General features: G+C 68.9%; 15 protein-coding genes and 5 pseudogenes. 10 read left to right on the forward strand and 10 right to left on the reverse strand.

From position 1 onward, the window contains the following. The first annotated feature begins 107 nt into the window (after positions 1-107). From AB0D04_RS28605 to AB0D04_RS28620, 4 genes are all read left to right on the forward strand, one after another. Positions 108-1208 carry a sensor histidine kinase gene (locus tag AB0D04_RS28605; RefSeq protein WP_362708925.1) on the forward strand — a complete coding sequence of 367 codons (1101 nt, stop codon included), beginning with the start codon at positions 108-110 and terminating at the stop codon, positions 1206-1208. Beyond that, the gene (locus AB0D04_RS28610) at positions 1205-1864 is read left to right on the forward strand and encodes a response regulator transcription factor (RefSeq protein WP_362708928.1); all 660 of its coding nucleotides are present in this window, start codon (positions 1205-1207) and stop codon (positions 1862-1864) included. The genes AB0D04_RS28605 and AB0D04_RS28610 overlap by 4 nt, the downstream gene beginning before the upstream one ends. A 114-nt stretch (positions 1865-1978) precedes the next feature. Continuing rightward, a complete protein-coding gene (locus AB0D04_RS28615) occupies positions 1979-2617 on the forward strand; it encodes a GPP34 family phosphoprotein (RefSeq protein WP_362708930.1) in 639 nt (212 codons plus the stop codon). 15 nt (positions 2618-2632) lie between these two features. Next, positions 2633-4198 (forward strand): carboxylesterase family protein, encoded by a 1566-nt coding sequence (locus AB0D04_RS28620; protein WP_362708985.1) that lies wholly within the window; start codon positions 2633-2635, stop codon positions 4196-4198. A 135-nt stretch (positions 4199-4333) separates the two neighbouring features. Here the strand turns inward: AB0D04_RS28620 and AB0D04_RS28625 are convergent. The 3 genes and pseudogenes from AB0D04_RS28625 to AB0D04_RS28635 all read right to left on the reverse strand — a co-directional run. Then, a pseudogene (locus tag AB0D04_RS28625) lies at positions 4334-4414 on the reverse strand (flavin reductase family protein); the annotation flags it as partial. 31 nt (positions 4415-4445) lie between these two features. After that, positions 4446-4553: pseudogene (locus AB0D04_RS28630) on the reverse strand (AAA family ATPase); the annotation flags it as partial. Between the two features lie 293 nt (positions 4554-4846). After that, the gene (locus AB0D04_RS28635; RefSeq protein WP_362708932.1) at positions 4847-5983 is read right to left on the reverse strand and encodes an NAD(P)/FAD-dependent oxidoreductase; all 1137 of its coding nucleotides are present in this window, start codon (positions 5981-5983) and stop codon (positions 4847-4849) included. 546 nt (positions 5984-6529) lie between these two features. Between AB0D04_RS28635 and AB0D04_RS28640 the strand changes: the two are divergent. Both AB0D04_RS28640 and AB0D04_RS28645 read left to right on the forward strand, forming a co-directional pair. Then, positions 6530-6698 (forward strand): annotated as a pseudogene (locus AB0D04_RS28640) (DUF4158 domain-containing protein); the annotation flags it as partial. 2 nt (positions 6699-6700) lie between these two features. Next, entirely contained in the window at positions 6701-7276 is a 576-nt protein-coding gene (locus AB0D04_RS28645; RefSeq protein WP_362708935.1) for a group II intron maturase-specific domain-containing protein, read from the forward strand. Between the two features lie 324 nt (positions 7277-7600). Here the strand turns inward: AB0D04_RS28645 and AB0D04_RS28650 are convergent, their stop codons facing one another. From AB0D04_RS28650 to AB0D04_RS28665, 4 genes and pseudogenes are all read right to left on the reverse strand, one after another. Continuing rightward, positions 7601-8311, reverse strand: coding sequence for a hypothetical protein (locus AB0D04_RS28650; RefSeq protein WP_362708938.1), 711 nt, complete (start codon positions 8309-8311; stop codon positions 7601-7603). 365 nt (positions 8312-8676) lie between these two features. Continuing rightward, entirely contained in the window at positions 8677-9909 is a 1233-nt protein-coding gene (locus AB0D04_RS28655; RefSeq protein ID WP_362708941.1) for an IS4 family transposase, read from the reverse strand. Between the two features lie 66 nt (positions 9910-9975). Next, positions 9976-10891: pseudogene (locus AB0D04_RS28660) on the reverse strand (IS982 family transposase). Between the two features lie 56 nt (positions 10892-10947). Then, positions 10948-11775 (reverse strand): PhzF family phenazine biosynthesis protein, encoded by an 828-nt coding sequence (locus AB0D04_RS28665; RefSeq protein ID WP_362708943.1) that lies wholly within the window; start codon positions 11773-11775, stop codon positions 10948-10950. A 380-nt stretch (positions 11776-12155) separates the two neighbouring features. On the opposite strand from AB0D04_RS28665, the gene AB0D04_RS28670 reads away from it, so the two are divergent. The 4 genes from AB0D04_RS28670 (at position 12156) to AB0D04_RS28685 (ending at position 17394) form a co-directional block, all read left to right on the forward strand. Beyond that, positions 12156-13700 (forward strand): FMN-binding glutamate synthase family protein, encoded by a 1545-nt coding sequence (locus tag AB0D04_RS28670; RefSeq protein WP_362708945.1) that lies wholly within the window; start codon positions 12156-12158, stop codon positions 13698-13700. 121 nt (positions 13701-13821) lie between these two features. Next, positions 13822-14598, forward strand: a complete 777-nt coding sequence (locus tag AB0D04_RS28675) for an alpha/beta fold hydrolase (RefSeq protein ID WP_362708948.1) — start codon at positions 13822-13824, stop codon at positions 14596-14598. 1336 nt (positions 14599-15934) lie between these two features. Continuing rightward, positions 15935-17077, forward strand: coding sequence for a DUF4185 domain-containing protein (locus tag AB0D04_RS28680; RefSeq protein ID WP_362708950.1), 1143 nt, complete (start codon positions 15935-15937; stop codon positions 17075-17077). 74 nt (positions 17078-17151) lie between these two features. Next, entirely contained in the window at positions 17152-17394 is a 243-nt protein-coding gene (locus AB0D04_RS28685; protein WP_362708953.1) for a hypothetical protein, read from the forward strand. Between the two features lie 478 nt (positions 17395-17872). Here the strand turns inward: AB0D04_RS28685 and AB0D04_RS28690 are convergent. The 3 genes and pseudogenes from AB0D04_RS28690 to AB0D04_RS28700 form a co-directional block, all read right to left on the reverse strand. Next, a pseudogene (locus AB0D04_RS28690) lies at positions 17873-18826 on the reverse strand (ATP-binding protein); the annotation flags it as partial. Between the two features lie 741 nt (positions 18827-19567). Further along, positions 19568-23854, reverse strand: a complete 4287-nt coding sequence (locus tag AB0D04_RS28695) for a WD40 repeat domain-containing protein (protein ID WP_362708954.1) — start codon at positions 23852-23854, stop codon at positions 19568-19570. 9 nt (positions 23855-23863) lie between these two features. Continuing rightward, positions 23864-25249: a hypothetical protein gene (locus tag AB0D04_RS28700; RefSeq protein WP_362708957.1), complete on the reverse strand. Its 1386-nt coding sequence runs from the start codon at positions 25247-25249 to the stop codon at positions 23864-23866. Between the last annotated feature and the right edge of the window lie 84 nt (positions 25250-25333).

Raw genomic sequence — 25333 nt, forward strand, 5'->3', positions numbered from 1 at the left:
GACGTCGTAGCCGGCCGCCTTGAACCAGGTCTCGTACTCGGCGGATTCCGGGCGGCGCTGCGGACGACGCGTTCGTCGGGAAAGCCCGGGGTGAGCTGTCGCCCCGGGTGGCCCGGGCGCTGTGGTGGGGGTCTGCCGGTCTGGTGCTGGCCGTCCTCGGTACCTCGGTGCTCGTCGCCGGCGCGGAGCACGGCCGTCGACTGCCTGTGGCCGTGGCCCTGGTCCTCGCGCAGGCCTGCGCCCTGAGGTGGCAGGCGCGCGCCCCGGTCGCCGTACTGGCCGTGAACGCGGCGACGGGGCTCGCGGTGTGGGCGCTGCTGCCCGCGGTGACCTTGACGGGGGCGCTGCTCGCGGCGCAGGTCTCGTTGTGCGTGCTGTCGGCCACCAGGCCGCGGCGGGTGTCGGTGCGGGCGCTCGCGGCGATGTGCCTGCCGGCGCCGCTGGCGTTCGGGGCGGGCGGCCCGGCGGGTCTGACGGTCTATCTGCTGACGGTGGTCCTGGCGTGGACCGCGGGGCAGTGGCGCAGGGCGCAGCAGGCACGGATGAGGGCGGAGATGCGCCGGGCTGTGGTGGAGGAGCGCGCGCGGATCGCGCGCGAGGTGCACGACGTCGTGGCGCACTCCCTGTCGGTGATGGTCATTCAGGCAGGCGCCGCCGACGACGTGTTCACCGAGCGGCCCGAACAGGCCCGTCAGGCGCTGCGGGCCATCGAGACGGGCGCCCGCTCGGCGCTCGGCGAACTGCGCCTGCTGCTACGTGCGTTCCGGCCTGATACGGAGGAGGACGGGGTCGGGGATCCGCGGGAGCCGGGTCCCTCGCTCGCGCGCCTGGACGATCTGGTCGACACCGTGCGCGCGACCGGGATGATGGTGCACGTGCACCGCGCGGGCGCCACCGACGAGCTACCGGCCGCGGTGGACCTGGCGGCGTACCGGATCGTCCAGGAGGCGCTCACCAACACGCTGCGCCACGCGGCCGGCGCCGACGAGGTGCGCGTGCGCGTGACGGCCGAAGGGGAGTGCGTGAAGGTCGCAGTGGTCGACAACGGGCATACGCCGCAGGGCCGTTCGGCCGCGGCAGGAGCGGGACGCGGTCTTGTGGGGATGAAGGAGCGCGCACGGCTCGTGGGCGGCAGCCTGCACGCCGGTCCGTTGCCTGGAGGCGGGTTCGAGGTGGCGGCGAGGCTGCCGGTGGAGGGCGCGTCATGACGCTGCGCGTGGTGGTGGCCGACGACCAGGTCCTGGTCCGTACCGGATTCCGCATGATCATCGACGCGCGGGACGACCTGGAGGTGGTCGGTGAGGCGTCCGACGGCCGGGAGGCGGTGCGGCTGACGCGGGAACTGGCGCCCGACGTGGTGCTGATGGACGTACGCATGCCCGTCGTGGACGGCATCGAGGCGACCCGGCAGATCGCGGAGTGCGGCAGTCGGGCCCGGGTGCTCGTGCTGACCACCTGGGACGTGGACGCACACGTGGTCGCCGCCCTGCGGGCCGGGGCAAGCGGCTTCCTGCTGAAGGACATGCGCCCCGCCGAACTCGTCGACGCGATCCGCCTCACCGCGCGCGGCGACGCGCTGCTGGCGCCGACCGTGCTGAGCCGTGTCCTGGACCGGTTCCTGCGGACCACGCCCGACCCGGCGCCGCCGCCCTCCCTGCAGGACCTCTCCGGCCGCGAGCGGGAGGTGCTCACCCTGATCGGGCAGGCGCTGTCGAACGCGGAGATCGCCGAGCGGCTGCGCCTGTCGGAGGCCACGGTCAAGAACCATGTCACCGCGCTGTTGCGCAAACTGGGCCTGCGCGACCGCGTCCAGGCCGTCGTCGCCGCCTACGACCACGGCCTCGTAAGGCCGCGCCGCCCCTGACGGCACCGTCTCCTCCTTGAGGAGGAGGCCGGGCCGCGGTCCTCCTGTGTTCCCAGTGCCACTCCGTTCCCGTGGCCGATCCGAGTCCGGGGTAGCCGCCCATAGCGTCGAGGTGTGATCGACGACTTGGCATGCCTCATGTATCTGCTCGCCCACGACGACGCGGCCGAAGGCCCTTACGACCGTTCCCGGACAGAGCTGCTGGTCCGTGCCGCCGCCCTGATCGACCTCGCGTTGCGCGGCCGCCTCAGGGAGGACGGCGGCACGGTCACCGTGTCCGGCACGGACCCGACCGGCGACCCCGTCCTGGACGGGATGCTGCGCGACGCCGCCGCCGGGCACGGCTGGAAGAACCTCGTGCGCCGCCACCGCAAGCGGACCCTGACGGAGGTGGAGGACCGGCTCGCCGAGGCGGGACTCCTCACGGTGAAGGCGCCCCGCACCCGCTTCGGCACCCGGCGGCTGACCGTGCCGGACCGCGCCGTGCCCGCCGCACTCCGCGCCCGCGTGTCCGCGGCGCTGCACGGGGACGGCCCCGTGCAGGAGATCCCCGCCGCCGACGCCGCGCTGCTGGCGCTGGCCGCGGCGGGCGGCGTCCGCTCGGTCGTGTCACGGCATGACCAGAAGACCTTCCGGGCCCGCATCGACGCCAGCACGGGGTGTCTCGCCGCCCTCGCGCCCGGCCTGGAGACAGCTGTACGCACTCTGCCGATGACCATGATCGCCGCGCAGGGCGGCATGGGCGGCAGCTGACCGGATGGGGAGATGATGAGCATGCACCGCGTCCTGACCACCCTGTGCTGTGCCCTGTCCGCCGTGCTCGCTGCGGCCTGTTCCGCAGCACCGCCGACGGAGCACGCCCGGCACGCCGCCGCCACGACGGTACGCACCCATGACGGCCCGGTGCGGGGCACCGCCCACGACGGCTACCGCACCTTCGAGGGCATCCCCTACGCGGCGCCCCCGGTCGGCAGTCTGCGCTGGGCGCCGCCCCGCCGTGCGGCCCCCTGGCCCGGGGTACGGGACGCGATCAGGCCCGCGAGCGCCTGCCCGCAACCGGCCGGCGAGGTGCCCGGCGGCAGCACTGACGAGGACTGTCTCCACCTGAACATCACGACACCCGACGGCGCAGGACCGGCACGCCCCCGGCCGGTGCTCGTGTGGCTGCACGGCGGCGGATTCACCACCGGTGCGGGCAGCTCGTACGACGCCCATCGCATGGCCACCCGCGGCGACGTCGTGGTCGTCACCGTCAACTACCGCCTCGGGGCCCTCGGTTTCCTCGCGCACAGCGGGCTGCCCGGCTCCGGCACCTTCGGCCTGGCCGACCAGCAGGCGGCGCTGCGCTGGGTCCGTGCCGAGATCGGCGCCTTCGGCGGCGACGCGCGCAACGTGACGCTGGCCGGCGAGTCGGCGGGCGGCTACAGCGTCTGCGCCCAGCTCACCTCACCCGCCGCCGCGGAGCTCTTCGACCGGGCGATCATCGAGAGCGGCCCCTGCACAGGCCGCCCCGACCGGCCGTTCGCCCCGTCCTCCGTCCCCCTGTCCACGGCGCGCGCCGCGGGCGCGGACCTCGCGGCAAAGGTCGGCTGCGGCTCCGCCCGCGACGTCCTGGCCTGCCTGCGGCGCGTGGACGTCTCCCGTCTGCTCGCGGCCCAGGACACCGATCAACAGCCCGCTCACACCACACCGTTGCTGCCCAGCGACCCCGCAGCGGCGATCGCCGCCGGCCGCTTCCACCGCGTCCCCGTGCTCATCGGCAACAACCACGACGAGGGCAACGGCTGGGCCGCCGGGATCATCCAGGCCGACCATCCCGTCACTCCCGGCACCTGGCCCGACGTCGTGGCCTCATTCTTCCCCTCTCCGGGGCAAGCGAAGGCGATCGTCCGCGAGTACCCGGTGCACCGCACCGACGGCGGCCCGGTGTTCGGCGCGGTCATCGGCGACGCGGACTTCGCCTGCCCGACGGCGCGCACCGACGGCCTGCTCGCTGCCCATGTGCCCGTCTGGCGCTACGAGTTCGCCGACGAGCACGCCCCGCCGCTCACCTCGGGCACGCCGCCGTTCCCGCTCGGCGCACCGCACGCGAGCGAACTGCCCTACCTGTTCGACCTGGGCGGCCGTCCCCGCGATCTGACCGCGGCACAGCACCGGCTGGCCGACACCATGATCGACTACTGGACCCGCTTCGCCCGCACCGCCGACCCGAACGGCCCCTCGTCGCCGCACTGGTCCCGGCGGACCGTGCTGTCCCTGGCTCCGGACCACATCGCCCCCACCCGCACGGCTCAGCCCCGCCACCACTGCGCCTTCTGGAACGCCCTCGGGTGACCACGGAGACGACCGCGTGAGGGTCCGCCGACTCGGCCGGCGGACCCTCACGGCACAACCACCTCGCCCCTTGCTCCAGCGCGCTGACCTGCGCTAACGTCCCGACCCTCGATGCCGCTTTCCTCAGAACTTCGCAGGGGCGAGATTGGCCGTTCCCTCGGCGGAAAGGGTCGACACCCAGGCGATGGGCCGCGGGACCACCGTCGCGGTCAGCAGCTTGCACCAACCGCCTGGGAAGACTTCGACCCGCCGCGGCCTGGTGTTCGGCGACGCGGGCGCGGGTGGTGGCCAAGCGGTAGGAGTCGGTGCCGGTCTCGATGATGTTGCCGCCGAAGGTGAGACGGTCGCCGATGGCGGGACCGCGGCGGCAGCTTCTTCCGTGGCTCCGGCCACGCCGAACGACAGCGCTTTCTGCACGGCGCGGAATCAGACGCAGTGCTTCGGGCGTGATAGTGGTGGATTCTCCTCTTCAACTGTCGCCAGTTCTCGTGGAGTACAGCCTGCTGCTGACCGTGTGTGATCGACGGCGGCGTACCGGCTCCAGGTTCCTCCGGCCTCGGACGCGAGGCGAACCGAGACCGCGCCTCGTCTGGCCGGTTTGTCGATGCCCCGAGGCCCGGATGACGGCGAACGCCTTGAGCGAATGCCTTATGGAGACTGCTCGTGCCGGGTGAACGCGGTGACCAGGGCGTGGGCTGTGTTGTTGTCGGAGTCGGTCCCGTGGGCCTCAGCACCTTCAAAGGTGGCAGCCTCGGTGCTGCGGGGGAACATGGCCTGCTCGTATTCGGTGAGCGCGGCCTCGATGTCGTCGGGGTGCGCGGCGAGGGCCTTGCCGAGTTCGGCGCCGTCGAGCATGGCCAGGTTGGCGCCTTCGCCGTTCGGGGCCGAGAGGTGGGCGGCGTCGCCGAGCAGGGTCACCCCCGGCACCCGGTCCCACCGGTGCCCGGTCGGCAGAGCGTAGAGGGGGCGCAGGACCGGCGCGATGTCGCCGTCGGTGATCAGCGCGGTGAGCTCCGGCACCCAGCCGTCGAACTCCTGCGCGATCCGCGCGGTGGCCACGGCGGCATCGGCGAAATCGATGGCGGCGAACCAGTCCTGCGGCTCGGACAGCCCCACGTAGGCGTGCAGAGTGTCGTCCCTTTCCCGGTGAGCGAAGATCTCCCTGCCCGGCGTGGGCGCGATCATCGACCCGCCACCGACCGCTTTTGCGGCGGCTGGGTGCCGGGTGTCGGCGTCGAACAGGTAGGTCTCGACGACCGACTTGCCGACGTACTCGGGTGTGGCGGTGGAGAGCAGCGGCCGGACCCGTGACCACGCGCCGTCCGCGCCGACCAGCAGGCTGGTGACGACGGTGCTGCCGTCGGCGAACGTCACCTCGTGGCGACTCTCGCTGAGGGTACGGGTGCTGCTGACCTTGTGCCCCCACTGGACGGTGCCGACCGGGAGTGAGTCGAGCAGGATCTGTCGCAGCTCGCCGCGTTGCACCTCGGGGCGTCCCCCCGTGCCGTCGTCAGCTTTGTCGAACAGGACGGTCCCGTCCGGGTCGAGGACCCGCATTGCCTGGCGGCCCTCCAGGATGAGGCCACGGAACTCGTCCATCAAGTGAGCTGATTCGAGGGCAAGTTGTCCGTTGTAGTCGTGGATGTCGAGCATTCCGCCCTGCGAACGCGCAGCCAGGGAGGGCTCCGCCTCGTAGACCGTGGCCGGTATTCCGTGGACGTGCAGGACGCGGGCGAGCGTGAGGCCGCCGAGTCCGGCGCCGATGATGGTGACGTCAGTGGTCATGGGGAGGGCTTCCTTCCTGATCGTGGACCGCTGGGCGGACACCCGGCAGGTCACTCCGGGAGCGCCGTTCCAGTGAGTGGGGACGATGCGATACTGGTGGCCGGTGCCGTTGATGGCCGGTGCCAACCGGCTCCAATGTCCCGGCAGCCATCGACACATCACCGACAGATCACCGACCAACGCCGACAACCAGCCGACACCGGCCCGGCCCCGGCCCCGGTCCACTGGCGGGCTCACCTCTTCACCTGTCGCCAGTTCTCCGAGGGGTCCAGCCTGGTGGTGATCGCCAGTGTGGTCTCCAGAGGCGTATCGGCTCCAGGTGCCTCCACCCTCGGAGGCCGGCTTGGCCGTGGTGACCCGGTGGTAGCCCAGAGCCTCCGCGACGACCGGGGGCGGGCATCTCCAGCACGTGCTGCCGGATCGCGGCGGTGCGGCCGGCTGTGGCGGGGATGCCGATGTCGTTGAGGAGGGCCGCAAGGACGTCGGGTGGAGCGGTTGCCCCGTCTTACTGAGGAGCAAGCCGCTGCCTACGGGGCCTTCGGCGAGGTGCCCAGGCCCCCGGAGTTGGAGCGGTTCTTCTTCCTGGACGACGACCGCGATTTGATCGCGTTGCGGCGGTCCGATGGGCATCGCCTGGGGATGGCGGTGCAGATCGGCACTGTCCCGCTACGTCGGCACGTTTCTGGGGGACGATCCGCTGGCGGTGCCCGGGGCCAAGTGGCAGAGGTGCTCTCCCCGATGGGCCTGCGCCTGTCGGAGGAGAAGACGGGTGTCGTCCATCTCGACGAGGGCTTCACCTTTCTGGGCTTCCGCATCCAGCGGCAGCGGCAGCAGGGAAGGGGCAAGCGGTACGTCTACACCTGGCCGTCCGACAAGGCTTTGACGTCGGTGAAGCACAAGGTGAAGGCCATCGCGCAGCAGACCACGAACGTCTCGCTCGGCACCCTGCTGCGCCGGATCAATCTGGTGCTGCGGGGATGGACTGCGTACTTCCAGCACGGCGTTTCCTCGCACACTTTCCATGACCTCAGCCACTACGTGTGGTGGCTGATCGGGAGGTGGCTGCGGAAGAAGCACCGCCATGCCAGCCGGGGAAGTACGTACGGCGTCGGTATCAAGTCGACCGATGGCTGTGGGCAGACCCACGGAGAACGTGCGGCTCTACCTGGCCGCATCCAGGGAAGTCACTCGCTACCGGTTCCGCGGCGAGAGAATCCCCACCCCGTGGGCCGAGTACGCGGCGCGCCAACTCGCCTGACGCCACGAAGCAGTGGAGAGCCGGATGCTCGGTAACGGGCATGTCCGGTTCGGGAGGCGGCCTGGGGAAACGGGCTGGCCGAAGGGCCAGTACCGCGCCCCAGGCCGACCTCACCGGGACTGCGACGGTGCGGATCTCCCGGAACTCCTGGCGGCGGCCACCGATGCCGGCAGGCCCACCGAGAACCCCTACCTCCAGGGTCCGTCCGCCGGGTTGCTCGCAGCCCTTGTGAGAGCGAGGCGGCACTCGCCGCCCGTTGATCAGTCAGTGTCTGCCGTCTGTCCCACGATGGACAGCTCGGGGAGGGTTCAGTGGAGCCCCCACCGAAGATGGCTCCACCGCCGCGGCCGTGCGGGCATTTACTCGTGGGCGCTGAGCACACCGCCGGCGCTGAGCACGATGGAGATGCCGTTGGCGTCGAGCCCGACGTCGTGCTGGTTCGTCTCCAGCGTGGCGGCCACGCCGTCGTGGCCGATGATCTGCGCGCGGTACCGCAGCTCGCCGACCTTCGTGACCTTGGCCGTCCAGCCACCCGCGAGCTTGAAGGTGCCCGGTCCCTGGTGTCCGCCGCCCATCCAGGAATGGACCTGGCCGTCCAGCGTGAGCGTGACGAACATGTCGTTGGCGTCGAGCCCGTCGTCGCGCCCCTTCGTCTCCAGCGTGGCCAGGACCGAACCTCGGGCGACGATCTTGGCGCGGTAGTGCTGGTCGCCGAGCTTGTAGATCTCGGCCTTGCTGATGCCGTCCGCCAGGCGCTGGGTGCGGACCGGGGATGCCGCCTTGGGCGTGGCGGACTGCGTACCGCCCGACTGCTTGCCCGTGGCGCCCGCCTTGGCATCGGCCTTGGCATCGGTGCTCGTCTTGCCATCGGAGTTCTGCGCTCCGGACCCGCCCGAGGCGGTGGACTTGGCGGCGGCCGAGCTCGTGCTCGTGTGGCCCGCGGACTTCGCATCGGCGGCGTCCGAGCCGGAGCAGGCGGTCAGGGTAAGGCCGGCGGCCGCGGTCAGGGCCGCAGCGGCGATGCGCAGAGTGCGGCGACGAGCGGTGCGGACAGTGGTGCTGGAGCTCATTTCGGATCCCCCCCGGGACGGTCGGTGTCATTGTTTTCCCGGTACGTCACCCACTCTGATCGGGGCCACTATCGCAAGGCTGCCGCTCCCCTAACGTCCGGCTAACACGGGTGCGGGCAGCGGAAACACGCCAGGGAGAACGCGAAGGACCAGGCCACGGGCGCCTAGATGCAATACCGGTGATTTAGGTTGTTTTCCGGCTGGTAGGTCTGGTCTTGGTCGGGCCGACCAGCGTCGCGCGGGGAGTGTCCGGCCGAGCCGGGTTGCGGTGCTGGGCGCGTTTGAGTTTCCAGTTGGACATCTTGCGTTTGATGACGCGGGGGCTGGCGCGCGGCCGCCGGGGCGGTAGGGGCCGTTCGCGGATCTCATGCAGGGCTGTGGTCAGGGCCCGGGCCAGTCGTGAGGGGGGAAAATGCCGCCTGGTCGGTGACGTGGCGGCGGACGATGCGCAGGGTGCGGGTGAAGGAGATCCGGTCGGGGTCCTGGCCGGAGTGCTGTGCTGCTTGGTGCATCAGGTCCCGCAGGGCGTGGTGAACCAGCAGGAAGCCGAAGATTTCCTGTTCGGCTCCGCGGGGGTGCTGGGAGCGCAGGATGAGGCGGGGGCCGCCCTGGTGGGTTTTGATCTCGTCCAGCGTGGTCTCGATCTCCCATCGCTGGGCGTAGAGCAGGGCCAGCGATGTGGCGGAGGCGGCCTTGGGGTCCAGGATGGTGGTGATCAGCCGGTAGACCGTGCCGCCGGTGCCGAGGGTGTACTCGATGACGCGGACTCGTGCCGGGTCCGCGCGGCGGTTCTTGTCCCTGGCGGCGACGATCTCCGAGAGGTAGGAGCCGTCCTCCAGCAGGGCCCTCATGGGCAGGACGGCGTCATTCTTGACCCGCCAGAGCAGGTCGGCGCCGGTTGCGGCAGCGGCCCGCCACAGGTCGAAGCCGCGAAAACCCCGGTCGGCCAGCACCAGCATCCCCGGCGTCAGCGCGCCGAACAGGCGCTGAGCCAGCTCCGTTTCATGGACTGCCAGCGGACCGGTCTCGGCCGCGAAGACGGCGTGAGTGCCGCATTCGACCAGCGCAGCCACTCTCACCTGCGGATAAGCGCTCTTCTCCTGTCCTCGGCAGACTCCCGGGCGGCCGAAGAAGCCGGCATTGGCTTCGGTGTCGGGCACGTCGAAGGTGGTGCCGTCCACGGCGACCAGCCGCCAGCTCCGGTACCAGGCCCCGCCCGTCTCCTCGGTCGCCACCGGTCGGCACACCCGGACGAACAGGGCCCGCAGCGGTTCCGGGCCCAGCCGCAGCCGGGCCCGGCCGATCGCGGCAGTGGTCGGCACCCGCCACGTCCCCTTCCACCGGCCCATCCGCTGCAGCCCGTGCGTGAGGAGCCGCGCGACCTCCTCATAGCCCTGCCCGGAAAACAGGCACATCGCCAACACGAAATAGACCACCACCCGGGCCGGCAGCAGCCGGTGGCGCCGCTCGGCCCGGCCGCACTCCGCGACCACCTCGTCCACCAGCTCCGGCGGAAACGCGCGGGTCAGCATTCCGAGCGCAATCCGGTCCGAAAGCCGGTCATCCACCAACGACTTCACCTGTCCGGGCCTTGGCACACCAAACCCAACGAGGCGAAGACCCCAAAGTCACCGGTATTGCGCCTAGATGATCGTTTCCAAGGGTTAGTGGTCGCAGGCGGTCAGTGAGTGCGGGACGCGTTGTCCGATGTGGTCGTTGTGCCAGATCGCGGCGGTCAATGCGAGGATGCGCTGCATGACACGGGCGATGACGCCGCCTGGGGTGCGGCCACGGTGTTGTTCGAGGTCGAGCTGGCCCTTGAAGCTCTCGTTGACCGACTCGATGACCTGCCGCAACGGCTTGAACAGTCGCGTGCCGGGCCGCTCCGGTTCGCCCTTGCGGTCCGGCCGCAGCAGCCGGATGCCCTGCTCAACCAGTTGATGTGCAAACCCGCGACCGAAGGAGTTCTTGTCGCCGACCAGCGTCTGACCGGGCCGGTCGGCAACGAGGTACGGCTCGGCCGCAAGCAGGTCCAGCAGGGTCTCGCGTTCGTCGACGTTGGCCCCGGTCAGGGCGAAAGCGACCGGCAGGCCCTGCAGGGTGCACACCAGGTGCAGCCGCAGGCCCCAGAAGAAGCGGCTGTGACTGGCGCAGTACCCGTACTCGGCCCATCCCAGCCAGGTCGGAGCGTTTGACGGTCTCGCGGGAGCGGCCGCACTCCACCAGCCTGGAATCCACGATCCACACATCGTCGCTCCACACGGAGGTGTCGGCGGCCAGCCGCTGGCTGACCCGACGCAGCAGGTCGGCGGCCTTACGCAGCCGCTTGTGGTAACCGGGCTGCGTGGGTAAGTACGGGAAGAGATGCCGCAGGTAGGAACGGGCGTGGCGGAGCCACCTGGCCTCGGAGGTGAAACCGAGCATGGCCTGCATCATCGCCGGCGTGACCAGCTCGGCATCGGTGGGCCGCGGGGCGATCCCCACAGTCGGCCGCCACGGCGCGAGATGCGGTGAGCCCTTCAGCAGATCATCGGTCTTCACGTACAGCGCGGTGGCGAGAGAGTCCAATTCTGTCTTCACACACTGACGTTGGGCCCCTCGCCCATGCGCGCAGCCGACCCCGCGGAATCGATCAGTTAAACACGCAGGGCCCCGTCAAGAACGGTGACCGCGTGCCCGGTGAGATGAACGCGGTCACCGTACACGGCGGTCCTGACCAGCCCGGTGCGCGCGGATACTTGCAGTCCGGTGAGCTCGTCGCGGTCGATCCGCGTCGACCAGTAGGGGGCCAGTGCGGTGTGGGCGCTGCCCGTGACCGGATCCTCGAGGATGCCCTCGGCGGGTGAGAAGAAGCGGGAGACGAAGTCGTACTCCAGGCCAGGACTGGGTGCCGGGGCTGTGATGATGACGCCGCGCAGGCCCTCGCGGCGGGTCATGTCGGCCATCACATCGAGGTCGGGGGTCACGGCCCGGACGGTGGCCTCGTCGGGCAGGACGGTCAACAGATCGCCGAGCGCACCGGTGCGGAAGGCGGCCTCCGGCCTCACCCCCAGGGCCTCCGACAGGCCTTCCGGCAACGGGCTTTCAGTGCCGGGCGCGGCAGGGAAGTCCAGGGTGATGCGGCCGTCCTCGTGCGCATGCGCGGTGAGGATGCCGCTGAACCGGCTCCGGAAACGCAGCGCACCGACAACCCCACGCTCCCGCCTCAGTGTGTGGGCCGTGGCCAAAGTGGCATGGCCACACAGATTGGTCTCGACGAGTGGGGCGAACCAGCGGATCTCCCAGTCAGCGTCGTCGCCAGCGGGGAGCGGCCGCGCGAAGGCGGTCTCCGAGTAGTTCATCTCGGCAGCTACCTGCTGCATCCAGGCATCCTCAGGCCAGTCTTCGGTATCGAGCAGGCATACGCCCGCAGGGTTGCCGGCGAACGGCCGGTCGGTGAAGGCGTCTACGACGTGGATACGCATACCGCGACCGTATCGATGCCAATCACAGTTTCGCGAAGTCCAATGTGATGAAAGTGGACCTCGTTTTCCGCCCGGAGCATCCAACCGCACACCGATCTGTGCCGCGAAGGCCGGGACCAGATCAATCAGTTGGGGCGGGCCGATCGCTGCATTCGCCTACGATCACTCCCCCCCGACACACCTGGACCGCCCACCACTGGGACGACCGCTCCACCCGCCGACCCTGCCCCCGCACCTGTCCGCGCGGGCCTCTAATATCATTTCGCGTTCTCCGACGGGCGCTGACGCCCGCTGGGTCGTGCCCGCCGCCCAACGCCCGATACGACACGACGACGTCCACCGCCTGGCGATGGAGTCGAGCATCGAGGAGAGGAACGTTCATGCGCGCCCGGAGCATCGCCACGGCCACCGCAACAGCATTGGCACTCGTGGCCGCTCGTGACCTTGTCCAGAAGAAGCACGCATTGCTCCGGAACTTCCCGGTGATCGGGCACGCCCGGTACCTGTTGGAGACGATCGGGCCGGAGCTGCGGCAGTACATCGTCACCTCCAACGACGAGGAGCGCCCGTTCAGCCGCGACCAGCGCACCTGGATCTACGCGTCGTCGAAGGGGGAGAACAACTACTTCGGGTTCGGAACCGACAACGACGTTGAGCACATGCAGGGACACGCCTACGTGAAGCAGCGCACGTTCGCCGGCACGCTGCCCGACGCACACGACCCACAGGCCCCACTGCCCTCGGCCAAGGTGCTGGGCGGGCCGCGCGGGCGCGCCAAGGCGTTCCGGCCGGCGAGCGTGGTGAACATCTCGGCGATGAGCTTCGGATCCCTCTCCGGCGCGGCGATCACAGCGCTCAACAAAGGGGCGGCGCTGGCGGGCACGATGCAGAACACGGGAGAGGGCGGCCTCTCGCCGTACCACCGCAACGGCGGCGACCTCATCCTTCAAATCGGTACGTCCTACTTCGGCTGCCGTAACGAGGACGGCAGCTTCAACATCGACAAGCTCAAGGATGTGGTCGCCGGCGCCCCGGTCAAGGCGATAGAGATCAAGCTCTCCCAGGGCGCCAAGCCAGGGCTGGGCGGGATGCTGCCGGGCGCGAAGGTGACCCCGGAGATCGCCGAGATCCGCGGCATCCCGCTCGGCAAGGACTGCGCCTCCCCGTCGCGGCACACCGCGTTCAGCGACGTCGACTCGATGCTCGACTTCGTCGAACTGCTCGCCACCGAGACCGGTCTGCCGGTCGGGATCAAGAGCGCGGTGGGCGAGATGGAATTCTGGCAGGAGCTGGCCACGCTGATGGCACGTGGTGACCGTGGCGTCGACTTCGTGACCATCGACGGCGGCGAGGGCGGCACCGGGGCGGCGCCGCTGACCTTCTCCGACTCGGTATCGCTGCCCTTCCGGATGGGCTTCTCCCGGGTCTACGGCACCTTCGCCGAGCTGGGGCTGACCGACAGCCTGACCTTCATCGCCTCCGGCAAGCTCGGCCTGCCCGAGAACGCCGCGGTCGCCTTCGCTCTGGGTGCCGACATGATCAACGTGGCCCGTGAGGCGATGCTGTCGATCGGCTGCATCCAGGCGCAGAAATGCCACACCGATAAGTGCCCCACCGGCATCGCCACCCAGAACCCGTGGCTGGCCCGCGGCCTCGACCCGACCTCGAAGGCCACCCGAGCCGCTGTCTACCTGCGCACCCTCCGCAAGGAGCTGATGAAGGTCTCGGCGGCCGTCGGCGTCGCCCACCCGGCACTCATCACGGCTACCGACATCGAGATCATGAACGGCGACTACGAAGCCCGCACCCTGGCCGGCGTCTACGGCTACAAGGACGGCTGGGGCGAGCTCGGCCCGCACCTCGCCGATGAGATCACTGCACTGCTCACCACCAAGCCGGCCTCCGTGCAGAAGCCGACCGCCTGACGCGCCGACAGCGACAAACACCGCGCTCACTGCTCTACTGCTCGGAGCACGCGCGTGGCACCAGCCGGTGTCGCCCTCGTCCCCCTGCCCCACGAACAGTCCATGCCTAGGTGATCACAACATGACCGAAAAAGTGAGATTCCCGAGCGTCGTCGGTCCCGAACTGGCCGGAGCGATCGATCTGCCAGACGGCGAGATCCGAGGCTGGGGGATCTTCGTGCACGGATTCACACTCGGCAAGGACTCGCCGGCCGCCTCGCGCGTCAGCAAGCAGCTGGCACGCGAGGGGATCGGAATGCTGCGCTACGACAACCTCGGGGTCGGAGACTCCGACGGCGACTGGGGGGACGGTTCCTTCACCATCAAGGTCCAGGACACGGTCCGTGCAGCACATCTGATGGCGGAGCGAGGGACTCCAGCAGACCTGCTGGTGGGGCACTCATGGGGAGGCGCCGCAGTCCTGGCCGCAGCGGCCGAGGCAACCGGCGTCCGCGCGGTCGCCACGATCGGGGCGCCTGTCGACCCCAGCCACGTCGAGCGACAGTACGACGCGGTCATGGATCGTGTGCTCAGCGAAGGGTCGCACGAGTGGTTCGTCGGCGGGAGGACCCTGGTCCTCAAGCGCGCCTTCGTCGAAGACGTCCGCCGTGCTCACCTGCGCGACCGGATCGGCGAGTTGAACCTGCCGCTCCTCGTCCTGCATTCGCCTACCGACAACACCGTTGACATCGACAACGCCGGGGAGATCTTCCGCGAGGCACGACACCCGCGAAGCTTCGTCTCGCTCGAAGGAGCAGACCATCTCCTGACCGCACGAGGACAAGCGAAGCGAGCCGCCCACATCATCAGTGCCTGGGCCGACCAGTACATCGGCCCGGAGGCAAGACATCCCAGGTGATGAAGAGCTCGCTCGGATAGGTGTGGGGCAGCGTCGTCGGGTGGGGCGGTCGTCCCAGCGGTAGTGGTCCCGACACGCAGTCCGCCCGCGGACAGCCAGAGCCTGGAGCGGCTGCGTGACATGGGCGTCTTCATCCGGGACGGCGCCCTGGTCACCGTGCACTTCGCAGCCGGGGCCGGGGGCGAGCGTGCCCCGTCGGTCGGTCCGGTGGGACTGGTCCCACCGTCTGACGGCCCTGAGCGCATCCACCAGTGGCGAGAGCGTGGGAGCGGGCAGCGGTCGCTCGACCCGGCGGAGTACGCGGACGAGGAGTCATCACGGCGGCCGAGCGCGACCTCACCGGCTCCGCCTCGCAGAGCGAACTGGTGCGGGGCGGGGTATTCATGAGCGCCGGGGCAGTGATCCTGCCCACCGCGCTCACGCGGGTCGCAGCGGCCGGACGTCCCCGTACATGCTCGGGGCGGTCAGGTCACCCAACACCGCCCTGACCACCTCGCCGCCTACGCCCCGAAGCGCCCCGGCGCCTACCTCCGCATCTCCTCCGACCGCTTCGGCCTGGAAGCCGAAGTCGACCGCCAGCTCGAAGGCGCCGAGGACTCCAGGATCCGCCTGCGCTGGGGCCCTTCACCAAGGTCTACCGGGAGAACGACACCTCGGCCTTCAAAAGCGCCAGGTCATCAAGCCCGACGGCTCGATGGACTGGATCGTCCTGCGCCCCGAATTCCGCGACCGCCGGGCCCGAGGTCGTCCAGGGCCGCGGCCAGCGCCTCGTTACGGGCTCGGCCGTCGCCGGTCGGCAGCGCCCTCGCCAACGAGCCGGAGCTGGGTGTGGGCGGCGATGACCAGCCAGATCACACTCTTGGCTGCCACCAGCGGAATCATCGTCGTGTCATCGCCATTTCATCGGCGGGGGTTAGCGTCGACACCGTCCGATGCAGGCAGGCTGCCCCGCGTCGGTCGTTTACCGCACTACGGAACCGGCCTCACCGGGCGCCGCGCCCCGCGCAGGGAGGCGTGCGGCTCCTACCGAAGGGATAACGCACCACAGATGCAAGGGAGATGTGTGAGATTTCTGCGCGGACGCCTGCCCAGAGCCTGTCTGTCGGCCTGATGCACCGCGGAGAAGCCGCACTCCCGATCATTACTCAGCGCCACACGCGACTTGGCCGTCGCTGTACGGGAACAGACCCGTGGGAACAGACCCGTCCAGTCCATCCTTGGATTCCTCCAAAGCTCCCGCGCTACCGCAGAAGGCCGGGCCCCTCTCGGTGCCGCTGCCCTTGGCGAGGGGCGCGCTCCTGTTACGAGCGACTCGACTCTGAAAGGCATCGACAGAATGACACGTCCATCGGACGAGAAGGACCCGACGACCAGCGGATACTCCCGTCGTAAGCTCCTCAAGATCGGCATCGGCGTAGGCGTCGCAGTGGGGGCGGGGGTCGTCGGTTCGGGTACCGAGGTAGCGATGGCCGGCGGGCCGGGCGACCCGACCAGCCCCACCCTCGCAACCAAGATCAAGAACCTGAGCGGCCCGGCCGAGACCGGCTCATTGGCCTCGCCGTGGACCGACCTCGGCATCCCCGTACTGTGCCCGAATGGCACCATGCTCTTCGTCGGCGGCGACACCTTCAATGGCGACCACGTACCGCAGCCGGGCGAGCCCGCGGACGACTGGCGCGCCCCGGTCGGCCTGCGCTCCAGCAGTGCGGACGTGAACAATCTGCGTATCGACGGCAGCGTCGGCGGCGACCATGCCAACAGCCTGGTCGACGAGCCGCACACCCCGGTCGGGGACAAGGCCACGACGGCAATCCCGTCCGATGTGTTCGTCGTCGACGGCGTCATGTATATGCACCTCATGCGCGGCGTCATCTACGACACCCACCACACGGACTTCTGGCGCTCCACCGACAACGGAGAGACCTGGGAGTACCTGTGCCAGTGGCCGGGTGACCTGCACGGCGGCCAGTTCCAGCAGAAGACCTACGCGGTGGCCGAGGGTGACTACTGCTACGTCCTGTCCACGGTCTTCAACCGCGAGGTCGAATCGGGGATGTTGCTGCACCGGGTGCGGAAGGACAGCCTCGGCAACGCGGACGCCTACGAGCCGTGGGGCTACGCCGACGGTGACTGGCGGTGGGGTGCGCCCCCGACGACGGTCTTCGGCGCCCGCAAGTGGGGCGAGATCTGCTTCCGCGCAATGGACGGCAAGTACGTCCTCACGTGGCTGAACATGAACCCGCTGTCGATCCGGGCGATGGTTTTCCCGCTCCCGACCTCGGACCTGACCAGGACGCTGGAGCAGACGATGATCCTGCCCTGCGCCCCGGGGCAGGAGGTGGCCAACCTGGTCGCCAGCCCGTACGGCGGGTTCGTCATCCCTGGCTCGACGTTCGGCAACTTCCACATCGTCGTCAGTCAGTGGTACGACCCGAAGAACTACCGGATCATGCAGTACAAGGTCAACATGCTGTCCTGAGCCGGCGCATCCGGTCCAGCGCACAGAGCCGCAAAATCGCCCAGGAAACCGAAGCTGCCGAACGGGAACGCCTTGTGACACTCGGACAGATCTCGCTGGCCGCATGCAAGTCCCTCATGGCCGCCGCCCGGCGAAGTTCGAACGGTCACAGCTGTCGGCTCCAGCCCACCGTCTACGACCTGCCGGACGGTCACCGCCTGGCGCTCGTCGTCAACAGCCGCGACCGGTTGTACTCCTTCACCGAAACCGACGGCAGCACCACCACCGTCAGCTCGCCGAACGGAAACGACGCCGGCCTGCAGCTTCCGCTCGGCTGACCACACGACGACCGCGGCTTCCACCGTGAGCGGGCCGGTGCCCCACAGCGCCGGCCCGCTCACGCTCGTTGTCGGCGCTGCACACGGCACACAGCAACCGACCCGAGGGCCCGTTGCGGCAAGGCGCGGCCGGTGGCCGCAGGCATCGTGTCCGTGGAGATTCCGGCGCGGCGCGCGACGGCGGCCACCAGGGCGCGAAGCTCGTCGTCGCCCCGTTGCTGCCCGGTGTGCTTCCCCCCCGACGCTCCCCCGCACGACGCTCCCCCGACAGCACGGCGATGCGGGCAGCCGCACGGGTTGTCTGTGGTCACCGGGTCAGCAGGATCAGCGGCCACGTCGTCTGGTGTGGGTGGTTGCGTGTCGGGTGCTCCGGCGAGGCGCTGTCTGCGCAGCATTCGCCGTCGCAGTTGTTGGCAACAGTCACAAGGCCAGCTCCACGGTCGCTTCACCGGTCTGTTGCCTCCGTAGGCGAAGCAACGACATCGACAGGCAACATCACCAGCGCAGTCGTGCCGCCGGAGTCTGACGGGCGAAGCTGGACGCGGATGCCGTGTCGCAGGGACAGGCGGCCGACCACGAACAGGCCCATGCGGCGGGAGACCGAGACGTCGACCTCCGGCGGGCTGGCCAGCCGTTCATTGATGCCGGCCAGGGCCTCGGGGGACAGGCCGATGCCGGTGTCGTGGATCTCGATCAGTACACGGCTTTCGGGCAGCGCGTGACCGGTAACCCGCACCCTGGTATGCACCGACGAGAACGTCGTGGCATTTTCCAGCAGTTCAGCCAACAAGTGCACAAGGTCGTTGATCGCGCGCCCGGCGACCTCGACCGCTGGGACCGAAGAGAGCTCGATGCATTCGTACTGCTCCACCTCGGACGCGGCGGCACGCAGAACGTCGACCAGCGGCACCGCGCGCGTCCACCGGCGACGCGGCTCCTCGCCGGCGAGGACCAGCAGGTTCTCACCGTTGCGGCGCATACGGGTCGCGAGGTGGTCCAGCTTGAAGAGCGAGGAGAGCTGGTCCGGGTCGGCCTCGCGGGACTCCAACTCAGATATCAGCGATAGCTGACGCCCAATCAAGTCCTGGCTGCGACGTGAGAGGCTGATGAACATCGCGTTGACGCTCCCCCGTAACCGCGCCTGCTCAGCGGCCTGCCGAACCGCCACACCGTAGACCTCGTCGAAGGCGCGGGCCAACGGAGCCACCTCTGGCTGCGTGAAGGTGCCCACAGAATCGACAGGAAGGTCCATGTCTTGATGATCGGGCTGCGCTAGCAGGGCAACAACTTCGGGGAGTCTTCGACGGGCGAGATCCTCTGCAGCGTCCTGCAACTGACGCAGCGCGTCAGAACTGCCTGCATCTGGGGGCCAGATCTGATTCGCCTGCGCTTCCTCAACGAACTGCCTGGCCCTCACATCCGCTTCGGAAAGCCTGTTGTTCGCGGTCCGAACAATGTCGCGTACCCTCTCGCCGGCGAAATGAAGTTCTTCGGGCGGCTCCCGGTGACTCTGCCTGCGCAGACTTTCAAGCTCGGTTTCCCAATGGGACCATAGTTGGCCTGCCTGTTGACTCACTTCAGCCGCAGCCTGGCGGGCATGACTGATCACACGCTCGGCCTCGACCGCTGCCTGGTGCCGGACCTGCATGGCGTGTTGGTGCGCCTGACTTCGCACCGACTCCGCCTCGGAGACAGCCGCTGTGACGATGGCCCTGGTGGCGTGCCGTACACGCCGCAACGCGGATTGCACTCCGCGTTGCCGGAGATTCAGCTCTCTCCAGCGGTTCTTCCACTCCTCCATCCGCTCCGGTCGGGTCCCCAGGACCGGTGAGGCGTTTTCGGATACCCGAGGGCAGTCGCTCAGCACACGCACGATCTCCGCAATGACGTCGATCGACGGCAGGACTTTCCCGGAGAATGCATCGTCGATGTCGGCCTCGGCGAGTTTGCTACCCGAAGACGCCGAGATCATCTCACCGACTGAAGGCGCACCGAACTGGACATGAAGGCGTTTCAGAGCCCCGGAGAAATCCGAAAGAGCTTTGTCGTATGCCGCAAGAATCTCGAAGTCATCGCTGTCGACGCCGCGTCCGTCCAACGCCACCTTTTGTGCTCCAATGTGTTGAGTGGGAAATACCGTTCTCGCAGGCTGGCAGCGGTGCGTCCCTTGCATTCATTCCCATTGGAGAGCTGTTGCTGGGGAAAGCGCTGGGTCACCGCGCCAGCGGACGGCCACGAGCCCCTCTGGGCCGGCAACGGCCAAATTCTTGCCAACACAGGCAATCGCCTGAGCTGTCACGCCCAGGGGAAGAGTCCATGACGCGGTGGAGCACGGGTCCCATACCCGCACCGTGGTGTCCGTGCCTCCTGTGGCGAGCAGGGCACGCCCTTCCCCCTCCGGCTCAAACGCCACCATGGCGGTCACCGAGCCCTTGTGACTGCTCCGGGGCGGGCCAACCGCCCGGCCACTCAAGGGATCCCAGACCCGCACAGTCCGGTCGTTGCCTGCCGTGGCCAGGAGGAGCCGGCCGTCCGCACCGGTGAAGGCCGCAAGGGTACGCACCCAATTCCTGTGACCCACCATCGGTCTTCCGACGGCCTCGCCGGTCTTCAGATCCCAGACACGGATGGTTCGGTCGTTGCCGGTGGTGGCGAGCAGGCGCCGACCGTCGGGGGCGGTCAGCGCGCTCATGGCTCGAACCCAGTCATTATGGCCGATAAGGGGCTGCCCAACGGCATGGCCGGTGAGCGCGTCCCAGACCTGTACCTCGCCGTATCCCGTGCCTGTGGCGAGCAGTGGGTGACCGCTGGGGGTGGTGCATGCGGCCAGCGACAGGACGTTCGATCCGTAATGGGTCAAGGGCTGTCCTACTGTTTGCCCGCTGAGTGCATCCCGGACCTGGACGGTGTGTCCGTCGATCGCAATGGCCAGCAGGGGGCGGCCGCCGGGCGCGGTGAACGCCACCATGGCCTCGATCATGCCGTGGTCGCCGATCAGGCGCCGACCAACGGCATGGCCTGTTTCCAGATCCCACACCCGCACAGTCCCGGCGTAGTCGCCTGTGGCGAGCAGGGGTTGGCCATCGGGGGCGGTGAACGCCGTCATCGACAGCACTCCTGTCCCGTGACCCGTGACAGGCTCCCCGACCGACTCCTCGGTCTGTGGATCCCACACCCGCACTGTGCGGTCTTCGCTCCCCGTGGCAAGCAGGGGACGGCCGTCCGGGGCAGCGAACCCAGCCACCACCCCTGTCGCGCCCAGGTGACCGGTAAGCGGCCACCCGACGTCGCCGCTGCCCAGCGGATCCCTGATATGCACCTTGCCGCCGCCGCTGCCGACGGCGAGCAAGGCTCGGCCATCGGGCCCGGTGAAGGCCGCCATGGACAGCACTCCGGCCCCGTGTCCGGTGAGCGGCTCCCCCACGACCTGGCCGGTGAACGGGTCCCAGACCCGCACGGTGTGGTCCTGGCTCCCACTGGCCAGAAGGAGTCGATTATCCGGTCCGTGGAACGCCACCAGCGCCCAAACCCGGTGCTCGTGGCCGGTCAGGGGTTTGCCCACCGGACTTCCGCGCAGTGCGTCCCACAACCGCACTTCGCCGTCGCTGCTTCCCGTGGCGAGCAAGGCTCGGCCATCGGGCCCGGTGAAGGCCACCATGGACAGCACTCCGGCCCCGTGTCCGGTGAGCGGCTTCCCGATGACCCGGCCGGTGAGCAGGTCCAGAATGCGTACCGTGCGGTCGTCGCCCACGGTTGCCAGCAGAGTACGGCCGTCAGGCGTGACGAAAGGGGCTATCGCCGTTACGGAGCCCTCGTGACCGGTTTGGTGTTCCGCAACGTCTCGACCGGTGAGGGGATCCCATACGCGCACTGTCCCGGCGTCGTCCGCCGAAGCGAGCAAGGCACCCCCACCGTTCGCGTCGAACGCCGCCACCGCCCCCACCAGGCTCTCGTGGGTCACAGGCTGCCCGACGGCTCGTCCGGTGAGGGGGTCCCAGATGCGTACGGTGTGATCGTCGGCCGCGGTGGCGAGTAGCCGTCGTCCGTCCGCCGCCGTGAAGGGCGCTGCCGCCCACACTCCACCCTCATGGCCGTGCAGGGTGAGGTGGAGGGGCCGGGGCAGGAGGTGCGCCCATCTCACGGACCAAATGGCGGTGCCATCCTGATGGTGTATCCGGGTTGGCTGGTAAGTACCTGCGGTAAGTGCCATGCCCAGTTCGCGCAGACCGGCCCGGTCCTCGAGGGGTGCTGTCGCGGCGTGATGCTGAGTGGAGATCGCCCCGGCGATGGCAAGGGGCACTTCGATGCGACCGAAGGCATGCGTCATGAACTCAGCGACGAGCGAGACCACGTCGATGCGGTCCAGGACGCGTGGACGATGAGCGAGATCCTCCCATGCGCGCTGGCCGGCCTGGGCTACATGTGCCGACAGGTGGTTGACGATGTACGGGTTCAGCGCAGTGCCGGACGGGTGCGCGTCGGCCTGTGCGGTGAGGGCCTGCGCGATGGCATGGTGCAGGTCGCGGTGATCGGCCGCCTTCGTGGTGAAGAACTCGCTGAAGGTGCGATGGGCGAGGCGGTAGACCGTCTGCCCCGCTTCGGTGTCCAGGACCAAATAGGGTGCGGCGGCATCGGCGAGCGCGTGGATGGACGCGTCAGAGACGGTCGGTGAGTCGGTACTCAGCGCACTGGCTGCAGAGGCCCAGATGCCGTCGCGGAGGGGCAGGCCTCGGCCCTGGGCGAAAGCGAGGGCTTGCAACAGCGGGCCGAAGGCGGCTGAGCGGTCCGTGAGCCGATGGACGGCACGCGCAAACAGCTCACGGTGTGTGCTCGTCTGCAGGAGCGCGAGATCGTCCACCTGGGCCGGATCATGAAGGATCTCGTGAACGGCCAGGCGAGCGTGGAGGAATTCCTGTCCGCTGTGGCCCAGACGGATGGCCGCCTGCTCGATCTGCCACGGTTGGAGAGACAGGACGTTCCGCTGCGTGGCACGGGTGAGCCGGCGGCGGATGTAACGGGACATGGCATGGGGGTCACGGGCCACCACCAGTTGCCTGCTTGCTCCGCCATCTCCTCCAGAAGGTAGCAACAGCGCATCGAGGATGTCCGTGCGAGCAGGAACGGGAAGGTCGGGGTCTTCGTGAGTGGAACTGCGCGTTCCTACGATCGCGCGGACCTGGGGCAGGCTTGCAAGGGGGCGGATCAGCCTGTCTGCCAGCAGGAGTGGATCGGCGGCTTCGTCGATCGCGTCCAGCAGAACGGTGAACGGACCGGGCTGCTGGGCCAGGCGGTCGAGGAGCCAGTCGATGCGTTCACTGACGGTGAGTTCACTCGGAGGGCCGGCGAGCCCAGCGGCCTCGGCGAGCCGGTCCACGGCTTGCTGTGCAGTGGCACCCGACAGATGAAGCACTGCGTCAAAGGGATCGTCAGGGCAGGGAGTCCCGGGCGGGAGTGGGCTGAGGTGGCCACCACGCAGGAGTAGTTCCCGCAGCCGGGGCCGGGAGTGGAGGAGCACATGTCCCAACAGCGCGGACTTCCCCGCGCCGGCGGCACCAGTAACGGTCAGCAGACCTTGGTTGGCCGTGTCCAGCCAGCCAAGGATCGCATCGCGTTCTTCTTCTCGGCCTTCGAAGTGCCACGACTGCTCGCCCAGATCGGCGCCGGCCGCCTTGGGGAGGAAATGGCGTTGCTCGTCCGGCGGGAGCTGATCGATGACGGCTTGGATCTCGGTGAGGAGATCCAAGGTCGTGGTGATGGCGCCGGCTGCTGTGGGCACCGCGCGGCGCAGCAGGGCGCGTCCGGTTGAGGTATGGGGCAGCACCGGACAGTCGCGCAGGTTGCGACCGAGCTCTGTGGCCAGGTCTCGAAGGTCGATGACACCGTCGGCGGCGAACGTCGTGTTGAGGACCGCATGAAGGGCACGGCTGAAGGAGCCGAGGTCGGCGGTGGACCGGGCGGATGTGGCCACCAGAAGAAAGTTGTGCGGGCGCTCGGCAGCCAAGTGGGCACGAGCACTGAGGAGTTCAACGAAGCGGTCGGACCGGCAGGCATCAATGATGACGATCGCCCAGTGATCACGACTATCAGGGTGGGCCTGCCGCGCAGTGAGATAGGCCAGGATCTGCTCCGGTGTGATGCCGCTGTGCAGCAGCGGCATCGGGCTGACGGCGTGGGCGAGCAGGGCTCGGTCGTCGTTGCTCTCGCCATGGCCGACCCAATACAGGAACGTGTTGGCAGGGTGCCCCGGGTGGGCCCAGTCACTCAGGCGCTCTTCGACCGCGCCAGCGTCGCGCCCGGAGGGCGGTGTCTCCCACAGTGCGGTGCGCGGCGCGAAGGACGCCAGGGCATCCTGAACGGCGCTGACTTCCGCAGCGGTGTCGAGGTCATCGTGGTGCCGGTAAGAGCCGAGGTCGACAGGGAAGAACTCCAGCCCGAACGCGGGTAGTTCATCAAGGGCCACGTCAGTGTCTTACCCTGCGGTGTCTTCGGGTTCGTGGGCCAGGACCAGTTGAGTGAGCGGCGTGATACCCCCTGCTGTGACCACAACCCGGAACAGGCCGGGGGTAGGCGCCGTGACCGTGGCAGCCAGTTCTCCGTCGCGGGCGGCGAGGCGAGCCCTGGCGACCTGACGTCCGGTATCCGCATCGGTGAGTACGCAGCTCACACCCGCGGGGACGGTCCGGCCGGTGACGCGTATCGTCCACGGTACTCCGGCGATCACGCCCTCCTCAGGAACGGCAAGACCCAACTCGCCCTGCCCCATGGGGGGGCCGATCAGGCCGTCGTACTCCGTCAGGACGGCGTGCACGTACTTGAGTGCGGTCTCGTTTTCGGCCAGTGCTCCGTGCTGCACTGGAAAGTAGCTGGGCTTGACAGCGCCGCTACACGCCGCGTCCCGGTAGACAGTGCCATCGCCCTGACGGTTTCGACGTTCGGGGATGCCGTGGGCGTCGCGCCGCAGACGCCCGTCGGAGTGGGTCAGGAAGGCTTCGTATTGGGCTGTGACCACCGCACTGCTGATGCGAATGCTCTGTACGGTCTCCTGCGCCACTCCGACCACCGCGCGGTGGTCGGGCATCACCACAGCTCCCGGTGCTCGCATCCTTGACTGGCGGGCGATCGCGGCGGCGGCGAGTTCCCTGTCACCGCCCAAGGCTTCCACCATGAGTGGGTCCAGGCGGACGACCTCCAGCCCTTCGTCGACACAACGGTAGTCGGGCAGAAGGTCGTGCACTCCGGGAAGTGTCGCAGCCAGAGCCTGCAGGTTCCGAAGCAGGCGGGCCGGGAGACGGCTCCCGCGGTCGCCGTTCAGCACCACGGCAGTCTTGGCCGCGCCCAGAAACGGTGTGCCGAGGGTGATGACGGTACGTGTGTCCGGCACCAGGTCACGGTGGTGGTCCAGAGCCTCCCAGGTGACCAGCCCGCCCATGGAGTGGCTCACGAAAACCAGCCGCGGAGGCCGTTCCCACAATCTGCGCAGCGCCGGTTCGGCGGTGGCCGTGGCGGTCCAGGTTTCCAGATGCCGGCGGGCCGCTCGCGCAAGCAGACGGCCGTTGTACTCCACGGAAAGTCGCCAGTCGTAGGGAAACGTGAGCACGGCACGTGGGTCGGCGACCGCATCGTCCACAGTCCTGCACAGGGCAGCATAGGGTTCGAAACCCTGGAGGACCGGCGCCCAGGCTGGGGCCCTGAGCAGGGCGGTGGCTCGCACACGCCCGAACGTCCCGGCGCGTTCCCACGGTGTCAGGCGCAGCTCCTGAAACATCTGCGAGTTCCGCCATGCCTGCTCCAGCAGGCGCGGGTTGAGCCCCCAAAGCAGTCGTCCATCTTTGGCGTCGCGCAGTTCACTACCCATTATCCCCGGTACGACGACGACAGCGTCGTACGTGGCATCGGCGTGCAGCGGCGGACGTGCACGCCATAACCGTTCGGTGCCCGG

It is taken from the genome of Streptomyces sp. NPDC048483 (assembly GCF_040651455.1).
Taxonomy (GTDB): domain Bacteria; phylum Actinomycetota; class Actinomycetes; order Streptomycetales; family Streptomycetaceae; genus Streptomyces.